7 protein-coding genes are annotated in these 8,668 nt (G+C 65.6%); 1 reads left to right on the forward strand and 6 read right to left on the reverse strand.

All coding sequences use genetic code 11. From position 1 onward, the window contains the following. Nucleotides 1-15: 15 nt before the first annotated feature. Nucleotides 16-879: a formate/nitrite transporter family protein gene (locus tag K3F48_RS18925; RefSeq protein ID WP_222576993.1), complete on the forward strand. Its 864-nt coding sequence runs from the start codon at nucleotides 16-18 to the stop codon at nucleotides 877-879. 52 nt (nucleotides 880-931) lie between these two features. Here the strand turns inward: K3F48_RS18925 and K3F48_RS18930 are convergent, their stop codons facing one another. The 6 genes from K3F48_RS18930 to K3F48_RS18955 form a co-directional block, all read right to left on the reverse strand. Beyond that, nucleotides 932-1,798: an aldo/keto reductase gene (locus K3F48_RS18930; protein ID WP_222576994.1), complete on the reverse strand. Its 867-nt coding sequence runs from the start codon at nucleotides 1,796-1,798 to the stop codon at nucleotides 932-934. 11 nt (nucleotides 1,799-1,809) lie between these two features. Beyond that, nucleotides 1,810-2,949, reverse strand: a complete 1,140-nt coding sequence (locus tag K3F48_RS18935) for an FIST N-terminal domain-containing protein (RefSeq protein ID WP_222576995.1) — start codon at nucleotides 2,947-2,949, stop codon at nucleotides 1,810-1,812. Between the two features lie 267 nt (nucleotides 2,950-3,216). Then, nucleotides 3,217-3,633 (reverse strand): ankyrin repeat domain-containing protein, encoded by a 417-nt coding sequence (locus K3F48_RS18940; protein ID WP_222576996.1) that lies wholly within the window; start codon nucleotides 3,631-3,633, stop codon nucleotides 3,217-3,219. A gap of 5 nt (nucleotides 3,634-3,638) precedes the next feature. After that, nucleotides 3,639-4,772 carry a chorismate synthase gene (gene aroC, locus K3F48_RS18945; protein WP_222576997.1) on the reverse strand — a complete coding sequence of 378 codons (1,134 nt, stop codon included), beginning with the start codon at nucleotides 4,770-4,772 and terminating at the stop codon, nucleotides 3,639-3,641. A gap of 252 nt (nucleotides 4,773-5,024) precedes the next feature. After that, nucleotides 5,025-7,664 carry an aminopeptidase N gene (pepN, locus tag K3F48_RS18950; protein WP_222576998.1) on the reverse strand — a complete coding sequence of 880 codons (2,640 nt, stop codon included), beginning with the start codon at nucleotides 7,662-7,664 and terminating at the stop codon, nucleotides 5,025-5,027. Between the two features lie 81 nt (nucleotides 7,665-7,745). Next, complete coding sequence (locus tag K3F48_RS18955) at nucleotides 7,746-8,294, reverse strand: Dps family protein (protein ID WP_222576999.1); 549 nt, start codon at nucleotides 8,292-8,294, stop codon at nucleotides 7,746-7,748. Between the last annotated feature and the right edge of the window lie 374 nt (nucleotides 8,295-8,668).

Consider the following 8,668-nt stretch of genomic DNA (forward strand, 5'->3'; position numbering starts at 1 on the left):
GCCGAGGCGCCTGCCATGCTCCCAGATCAGGACCGAGACGACGCCGAATCCGAGTATGACGAGACGCCCGAGCCGATCAAGGGCGTTACCGAACGCGAGATCGTCGACATAGAAGAGCGAGCGCAGCCGCGCTCGCCGGTCATTTACGAAGTGATCCGGCGCATGGGCGAGGAGGAGATGGCGCGGCCGCTCGCCTCGCTGTGGTGGTCGGGCGTCGCGGCCGGACTTTCGATCAGCTTCTCGCTCGTCGCGCAAGCCGTCCTGCGCGTCCATCTGCCGGACGCGGATTGGCGCCCGCTCGCCGCCAGCCTCGGCTATACGGCCGGCTTTCTGATGGTCGTCTTGTCGCGTCAGCAGCTGTTCACCGAGAACACGATCACCGTGGTGCTGCCGGTGATGAAACGCGTGAGCGCGGCCGGGCTCGGCCGGCTCGCGCGGCTATGGAGCGTCGTCTTCGCAGCCAATATGGTCGGGGCCTGGTTCGCCGCCTGGTTCTTCGCCCACGCCTCCGCCCTGGCGCCAGAGCTGCGCGCCGGCGCGCTCGATATCGGCCTCGAGCTGATGCGCAACAATTGGAGCGAAATGTTCTTCAAGGCCATCGTCGCCGGATTCCTCATCGCGGCGATGGTCTGGATGGTCCCGAACTCGGACGCGGCCAAATTCCACGTCATCTTGTTCATGACCTATCTGATCGCCGTCGGCGGCTTCACCCATATCGTCGCGGGCAGCGTCGAGACCTTCTTCCTCGTCGCGAGCGGCGAGATCGGCCTTCGCGCCATGGCGTTCGACTTCATGGTCCCTGTGCTGCTGGGCAATATCGTCGGCGGAACCGCGCTGTTCGCGCTGCTGAGCCATGCGCAGGTGATGAAGGAGCTGTAGGACAGCGTCTTAGAAGTCGTGAGCGAGCCTGAAGGCTTGCTCTTCGCGCTTCTCAGCGCAGCAGAGCGCTCACCTCCTCGCATTCCGCCTCGCTCAGGCGGAAGTCGAAGATCGCGAGATCCTGGCGCATATGCTCCCGCGACGAGGAGCCGATGAGACAGATGATGTCCTGCTGGGTGAGGAAGCGGAAGAACACTTCCGCCGGGCTTCTCTCATATGTCTCGCCGAGCTCCTTCATGCGCGCATGGGCGAGCAGCTGGTCATTGGCGGTCAAGGTCCAGAAGCTCTGATAGAGAATGCCGCGCTCGCGGCAGAAGGCGCGCAGCTCCCGGTCATAGCCGGTCTTGGCGTAGAAGCGGTTCTGCACCACGGCGGGCGCGATCCGCGCCTCTCGGCAGAGATATTCCAGCCGGCTCCGCTCATAAATGTTGCTGATCCCGAGCTGACGGACGCCGCCTTGCTCGCAAAGGCTCTCCATCGCGCGCCAGGCCTCGAGAGTGTCCTTGTCCTCGGCGTAAGGAGAATGAAGAACGAGGCCGTCGAGCCGGTCCACGCGAAGATTGCGCAGCGAGGCCTCGAAGGACTGGCGCACCTGCCGGCCGATGTCGGCGGCGGCGTCATAAGGGACATTCTCCGGGTCCTGCCCCGGCAGCGGCGTGAATTTGGTCTGCAGATAGACGTCCGATCGCGAGAGACCTTCGCCAAAGAGAACGGCGAGCCCCTCCCCGACGCCCGGCTCGTGATAATGCTTGGGCTGGCAGGCGGTGTCGACGCCGCGAAAGCCCGCGCGCAGCGCCAGCTCCACGAGCGAGGCGGTGCGCTCCTTCTTCCAGGCCGTGCCATAGACGAGCCGCGGCATGACGACGCCGCGCGCGGAAACGATCCGCGACTCGTCGGCGCCCTGCGGCGCAACACCCATTGTCGTCTCCCTCAGGCGGCGCCGGCGAACACGGTCAGCACGCCCGTATAGCCGTAGAGATGATGCCGCGCGATCTCCCCTCCCGCAAAAAAGCCGATCAGCGGCGCCGGCCCGAGCGCTTCGCGCACCATTTCGAATTCGGCGTTGGGGGCGCCGAAATGCGGGCCGCCGCGTCCGGAGCAGCTGACATAGAGCGCGCCGCGAATGCCGCCGGCGCTCGACGCCTGCGCGCGCACCTCCTCGACGATGCGCAGCAGATCATTGCGCGCGGCCTCGACGTTGCGCTTGCAGAAGGCGACCTGCGAGCCGTTCTGGAGCCGCTCCGGAACGACCAGCAGCCCCGCCTTGCGGCCGACGCCGATGATGTGGCGCACCTCGGCGTTGGCGCCGAACTGGCCGGGCTTGGCGGCGGCGTCCTCGCCGACGGCGACGACGCCGACCAGCGTCTGCGCCAAGTCCTGGCCGAGCTGCGTATCGGAAATTTCGAGATCGAGGCCCAAATCCTCGAGCACGCAATCCAGCGAGCGGCGATTGTCGAGGGTGACGAGATAATTGCCTTCGGCGCGCGTGACCGTGCGGCGCGGCCCGATCGGCTGGCACCCCTGGGTGACGCGCGAGATCACCGGCGCCTCCGGGCCGAAGGCGACGCCGGACACGCCCCCGGTCAGCGGCTCGTCGGCAAAGCACATATGCTGATTGCGCGCCGAGGAGAGGCCGCCGAACAGATAGCCGGTGGCGGTCGTCGCGCTCAGGGCTTTCAACTTGGCCTGCAGATCGGGAGTTCCGCCGTCGGCATGAACGAGAGCGGTGAAGGCCTCGAAGCCGTCCCACGGCTTCGCCTCGGAAAACAGCCGGAAGGAGCCGGGCGGCAGCTCGCCCAGCATCAGCGCCATGGCCGGCGCGTCGAAATATTCGGTCGCGTCGGCCGCGATCCCGACCCCGACCGTGCCGACCCAATGCACGCCGGGCCATTGCTGCTTCAGCGCCGCCAATATGCTCGCCGCAGCGGGGGTGTAATAATCGGTGATGTAGCACCAGCCGAGATTGGGCCTGCGGTCGTCTCGCAGCCCGGCGCCGATCTGCTCCAGGCAGGAGCGCAAGGCCGCTCCCCAATCGGGATCGCCGGCATGGGCGCAGAGAAACGGGCTCATTGTCGCTTTTTCTCCCCCGACCGACGAAAAATCGTTCCGGCAAGCGGGATAGCAACGGCCGTGCCGCGTCTGGAGATGCGACCCGCGGTCCAGGGACGCTCCCGGACCGCGAGCCTCCCGGCTCGCACGCCAAGTCCAGATTCCCGGTCAACGGCGCGACGCGCGTTCATGCACTGTCTTGCTCAGGAGCGCATCTGCGAACGCGAGCGCATCTGTCGAGACGCAGCGGTCGGCAGGGTTAAATATCGCGGCTATGCAATCAGTAATTTATCGCTGGGCAATTTCTCGCTCAAACTTCCTCCCGACGATATCATCATATATTGACAGCATATCATAAATTGACTTGTTGTTCATATCCTTCTTTTCTAGATCAGCCCCGAGCTCGATAACGAGACGAGTGTTTGAAAATATTATCTCCCTATTTTGTTGGACAGCCGAATCAATATCAATATCGACGGCGTGAAAAAGTGGAAGGTTGGTCGACGGCGCGTCCAAATTGATACCCTTTTCGACCAACGCCTTTATAAAATCGCGGTTCATATGTTCTATCGCCAAATTCAACAGCGACCAACCCGAGTCTGGATGTATGAAATTTATGTCGCCGCCGGCAGCTAGAAATTCATCCAGGCTTTCCGGCTTTGTAAATTCATTGAAGTCCGACCAAAATTTTGTGAGGTCGAACATGATTGTCACTCCTTGATCGTCAGCCGATCGGGATCGCAGCAGGCCGAGCCTCCCCCGCCCACCTGCCCCCGGTGCCGCAGAAAATGATCGGCCAGCACGATGGCCATCATCGCCTCGCCCACCGGCACGGCGCGAATGCCGACGCAAGGGTCGTGGCGGCCCTTGGTGACGATCTCCGTCTCCTCGCCGCTGCGGGCGATCGTGCGGCGCGGCGTCAGGATCGATGAGGTCGGCTTGACCGCGAAGCGCGCGACGATCGGCTGGCCGGTCGAAATGCCGCCGAGCACGCCGCCGGCCTGATTGGAGAGAAAGACCGGCTGTCCGTCCGGCCCGGCGCGCATCTCGTCGGCATTGTCCTCGCCGGAGAGCGCGGCCGCCGCGAAGCCCGCGCCGATCTCGACGCCCTTCACGGCGTTGATCGACATGAAAGCGGAGGCGAGATCGGAGTCGAGCTTGCCATAGATCGGCGCGCCCCAACCGGCGGGGACGCCCTCGGCCACCACCTCGATAACCGCGCCGATCGAGGAACCGGATTTGCGCACGTCGTCGAGATAATCGGCCCAGCGCGCCACGGCCTCCGCATCGGGGCAGAACAGCGGATTGCTGTCGGCTTCCGCCCAGTCGAACCGCGCGCGGTCGATTTTGTGCGGCCCCATCTGCACCAGCGCGCCACGGATGGTGACGCCAGCGATCACCTTGCGCGCCACCGCGCCGGCGGCGACACGCGCGGCGGTTTCGCGCGCCGAGGACCGGCCGCCGCCGCGATAATCGCGGATCCCATATTTGGCGTCATAGGCGTAATCGGCATGGCCGGGCCGGTATTTTTCGGCGATGTCGCCATAGTCCTTCGAGCGTTGATCGGTGTTCTCGATCAGAAGCGCGATCGGCGTTCCCGTCGTCACCTGGCGCCCCGACGGATCGGCGAACACGCCGGAGAGGATCTTCACCGCATCCGGCTCCTGCCGCTGCGTGGTGAAGCGCGACTGGCCGGGGCGGCGCTTGTCGAGAAACCCCTGAATATCGGCTTCCGTCAGCTCGATCCCGGGCGGACAGCCGTCGACGATCGCGCCGAGCGCCGGCCCATGGCTCTCGCCGAAGGTGGTGATGCGGAAGAGATGGCCGAAGCTGTTGTGAGACATTTTGGTTTCTAGGCGCCGGGGGCGGTCGGGTCAATTCGGGCGGTGAGCGGCGCACGGGAGGGGCGCCGCCGCCGAGTCTTTAGAGCGCTTTCCGATCGAACGGAATCGTTCGATCGATCAGAATTCGCTCAAACTAAAGAATGCTAGAGCATTATCCGATCCATTCGGATCGGATAATGCTCTAGCAGCATGAACCCCACCCCGTCCGGCTTCGCCGGCCGACCCTCCCCCTGAAGGGGAGGTGTGATCTCCTCACGCCAGCGCGCGCGTCGCTATGTCCGAGACATCGGCCGAGAGCGCCGGAGCCGCGAGGATGCGTCGCAATGTCGACTCGGCGAGCTTGCGGCGGCGCTCCTCCAGCGAGCGCCACGAACGCAGAGACGACAACAGCCGCGCCGCGAGCTGCGGATTCTTCGGGTCGAGTTCCAGGACCACGCTCGCCAGAAGGTCATAGCCGGAGCCATCGAGCGCGTGGAAGCGCGTCGGATTGCCATTGGCGAAAGCGCCGATGACCGCCCGCACCCGGTTGGGATTGGCGAATGAGAAATCCGCGTGCTTCATCAGCCGCGCGACGCGCTTCGTCGTCTCCGCCTCGGGGATCGTCGACTGCAGCGCGAACCATTTGTCGAGGACGAGATGATCGCCGGCATAGCGCGCATAGAAGGCCTCGAAAGCCGCTTCGCGCGCCTCGCCCGGCAGCAGCGACAGGGTCGCGAGCGCGGCGAGCCGGTCGGTCATATTGGCGGCGTCCGCGAACTGCCGCTCGGCGAGCGCGCCGCCCTGCGACGCATCGCCCGCGGCGATCAGATCGAGCGCGGCGTTGCGCAGCGCGCGGCGGCCGGCGCTCCCGGCGTCGGGCGAAAAACCTTCGGCCGGGGCGAGCCGCTCGCGCGCCTCGGCGAGCGCGCCCGCGAGATGGCGGCCGAGATCGCGGCGCAGTCCCGTGCGCGCGGCGAAGATCACATCCGGATCGACGTCGCGGCCGATCTCGCGCGCAATGTCGATGTCGGAGGGCAGCGACAGCGCCTGCGCGACGAGGCTCGGATCACGTTCCGGCGCCTCGACCAGCCGGCCGAGCGCGTCGAAGAAGGCGGCGTCGTCCTCCCCCGCCGCGACGCCGCGCAACGCCTCGATGCGCGCGAAGATCGAGCGCAGAGCGAGGCTCTGCGCCGCCTGCCAGCGGTTGAACGGATCGCGGTCATGGGCGAGCAGCCGCTGCAGATCCGCGGCCGCTTGCGGCGGCGCCAGCCGCACCGGCGCGGAGAAGCCGCGCAGCAGCGACACCACCGGCCGCGACCCGATATTCTCGAAGGTCACGGCGCGCTTTTGCGTCGAGAGCTCGATGAGGCCGCGCTCGCATTCCTGCGCCGAGGCGTCGCGCGAGACGAGCGGAATCTCGTCGCCATTCTCGCCGATGAGGCCGAGCGCCAGCGGAATGACGAAGGGCTTCTTCTCGCTCTGCCCGGGCGTCGCCGGCGTCGCCTGCTCGAAGGCGAGCGTCAGCCGCTTCGCCGCAGCGTCATACTCGCTCTCGACCGTGACGAGCGGCGTGCCGGCCTGCTCGTACCAGAGAGAGAATTGCGCGAGATCGCGCCCCGAAGCCTCGGCGAAGCAGGAGAGAAAATCCTCGATCGTCGCCGCCGTTCCGTCGAAACGGTCGAAATAGAGCGTCATGCCCTTCGCAAAATCGTCCTCGCCGATCAGCGTCTTCAGCATGCGAATGATCTCGGCGCCCTTCTCATAGACGGTCGCCGTGTAGAAATTGTTGATCTCGTGGTAGATGTTCGGCCGCACGGGATGGGCGAGCGGGCCGGCGTCCTCGGGGAACTGCTGCAGGCGCAGGCCGCGCACATCGCTGATGCGCTTCACCGCCCGCGAGCGCTGGTCGGCCGAGAATTCCTGATCGCGGAAGACGGTGAGGCCCTCCTTCAGGCACAATTGGAACCAGTCGCGGCAGGTGATGCGATTGCCGGTCCAATTGTGGAAATACTCATGCGCGATGACCGATTCGACGCCGGCGTAATCGCCGTCGGTCGCGGTCTCGGGCGAGGCCAGCACATATTTGTCGTTGAAGATATTGAGGCCCTTGTTCTCCATCGCGCCCATGTTGAAGTCGGACACGGCGACGATGTTGAACACGTCGAGATCATATTCGCGGCCGAAGACCTGCTCGTCCCAGCGCATGGAGCGGATCAGCGAGTCCATCGCATAGCCGGCATATTGCTCCTTGCCATGCTCGACATAGATCGCCAGCTCGACCGCGCGTCCCGAGCCCGTCGTGAAGCGCTCGGAAATATGGCCGAGATCGCCGCCGACGAGAGCGAAGAGATAGCTGGGCTTGGGGAAGGGATCGCGCCAGACGGCGAAATGCCGGCCGCCGTCGAGCGCGCCGGATGCGACCCTGTTGCCATTGCCGAGCAGAACCGGCGCCTCGGCGACATCGGCCTCGATGCGCGTGGTGTAGACGCTGAGCACGTCCGGACGGTCGAGGAAATAGGTGATGCGGCGAAAGCCTTCGGCCTCGCATTGCGTGCAATAGGCCGAGCCGGAGCGATAGAGGCCGGAGAGCTGCGTATTGGCGGCGGGGTCGACCTCGGTCTCGATCTCCAGCAGGAACGGCGCGGCGGGCGTCGCGCGCATCGTCAGCGCATCCGGCGTCGCCTCGGCCGCGACGGGAACTCCGTCGAGCAGCAGGCGGCGCAGGACCAGCCCGTCGCCGTCGAGCGTCAGCTGCGCGTCGGCGCGTCCTTTCGGATTGCGGCGAATTGCGAGCCGCGCGACGACGCGCGTCTTTGTGCGGTGCAGCGAGATATCGAGATCGACCGAGTCGATGAGGAAATCCGGCGGCCGATAATCGGCGAGGCGAATGGCCTGGGGCGGTGGATTGCGCATGGGACCTCGAAGCTCCGCAACACCTACACCAGGGGCGCCGCCCCGCGCAATGACGACGGGCGGGCCGAAGTCTCGGCCCGTTCACGCATTGCCGCGGCGGCCGGCCTCGAACAGGAACCACACGCGCCGCTCGGTCTCGTCGATCCAATTCTCGAGCAGGGAGGCGCTCGCTACATCGCCCTGTTCGTCGCAGATCGAATGGGCCTCGCGCATGCGGGCGGCGAGGGCGCCATTGTCGTCGCGCAATTCGGCCAGCATGTCCTGCGGATCGACGAAATCGGCGTCATTGTCCGGGATGCGCTGCAATTTGGCAATGTGCCCGATCGATCGCAAGGTCGTGCCGCCGATCTTGCGCACCCGCTCGGCCATGTCGTCGGTCATGGCGAAAATCTGCTGGCCCTGCTCGTCGAGCAGGAGATGATAATCGCGGAAATGCGGCCCCGACATGTGCCAGTGGAAATTCTTGGTCTTGAGATAGAGGGCGAAAATATCGGCGAGGACAGCGTTGAGCGCGCCGGAAACGTCGCGCGTCGCTTGCGCGCCGAGGGCGGTCGGCGTCTCGAGCGCGGCCTTCTGGCGGGAACGCAGGTCACGACTGGCGTCTCCGCGATTGGCGTCTCTATGAGTCATTGGCCTCGTCTCCCGAATGGTCGGATCACACAGACCAAATATGCCGCCCGCGGCGCCTTCCCACCGCGAACGAGAGACTTTTTTGCGCGCGGCGTACAGATAAACGAGTGAGCGCTCGAAAAGCGAGCCTGAAGGCTCGCTGTCGAGAGGCTTCACATTCGTCGACGCGAGCCACTGGCCTTCGGGCTCGCTGTCGACAGCTCGCTAGAGCGTTATCCGATCCGAATGGATCGGATAACGCTCTAGCGCAGCGAAACGCCCTGGAGCTGGGGGGCGGGGGCAGGCTCGGGCGCGGGCGGCTCGGCGGCCTCGCGTCGGCGCGGCGGCGACAGGCGGTGGATCGTCGCGCTCGGCGCGTCCTGGTCGTCCGCGTC

This window comes from Methylosinus sp. Sm6, assembly GCF_019802345.1.
GTDB lineage: Bacteria > Pseudomonadota > Alphaproteobacteria > Rhizobiales > Beijerinckiaceae > Methylosinus.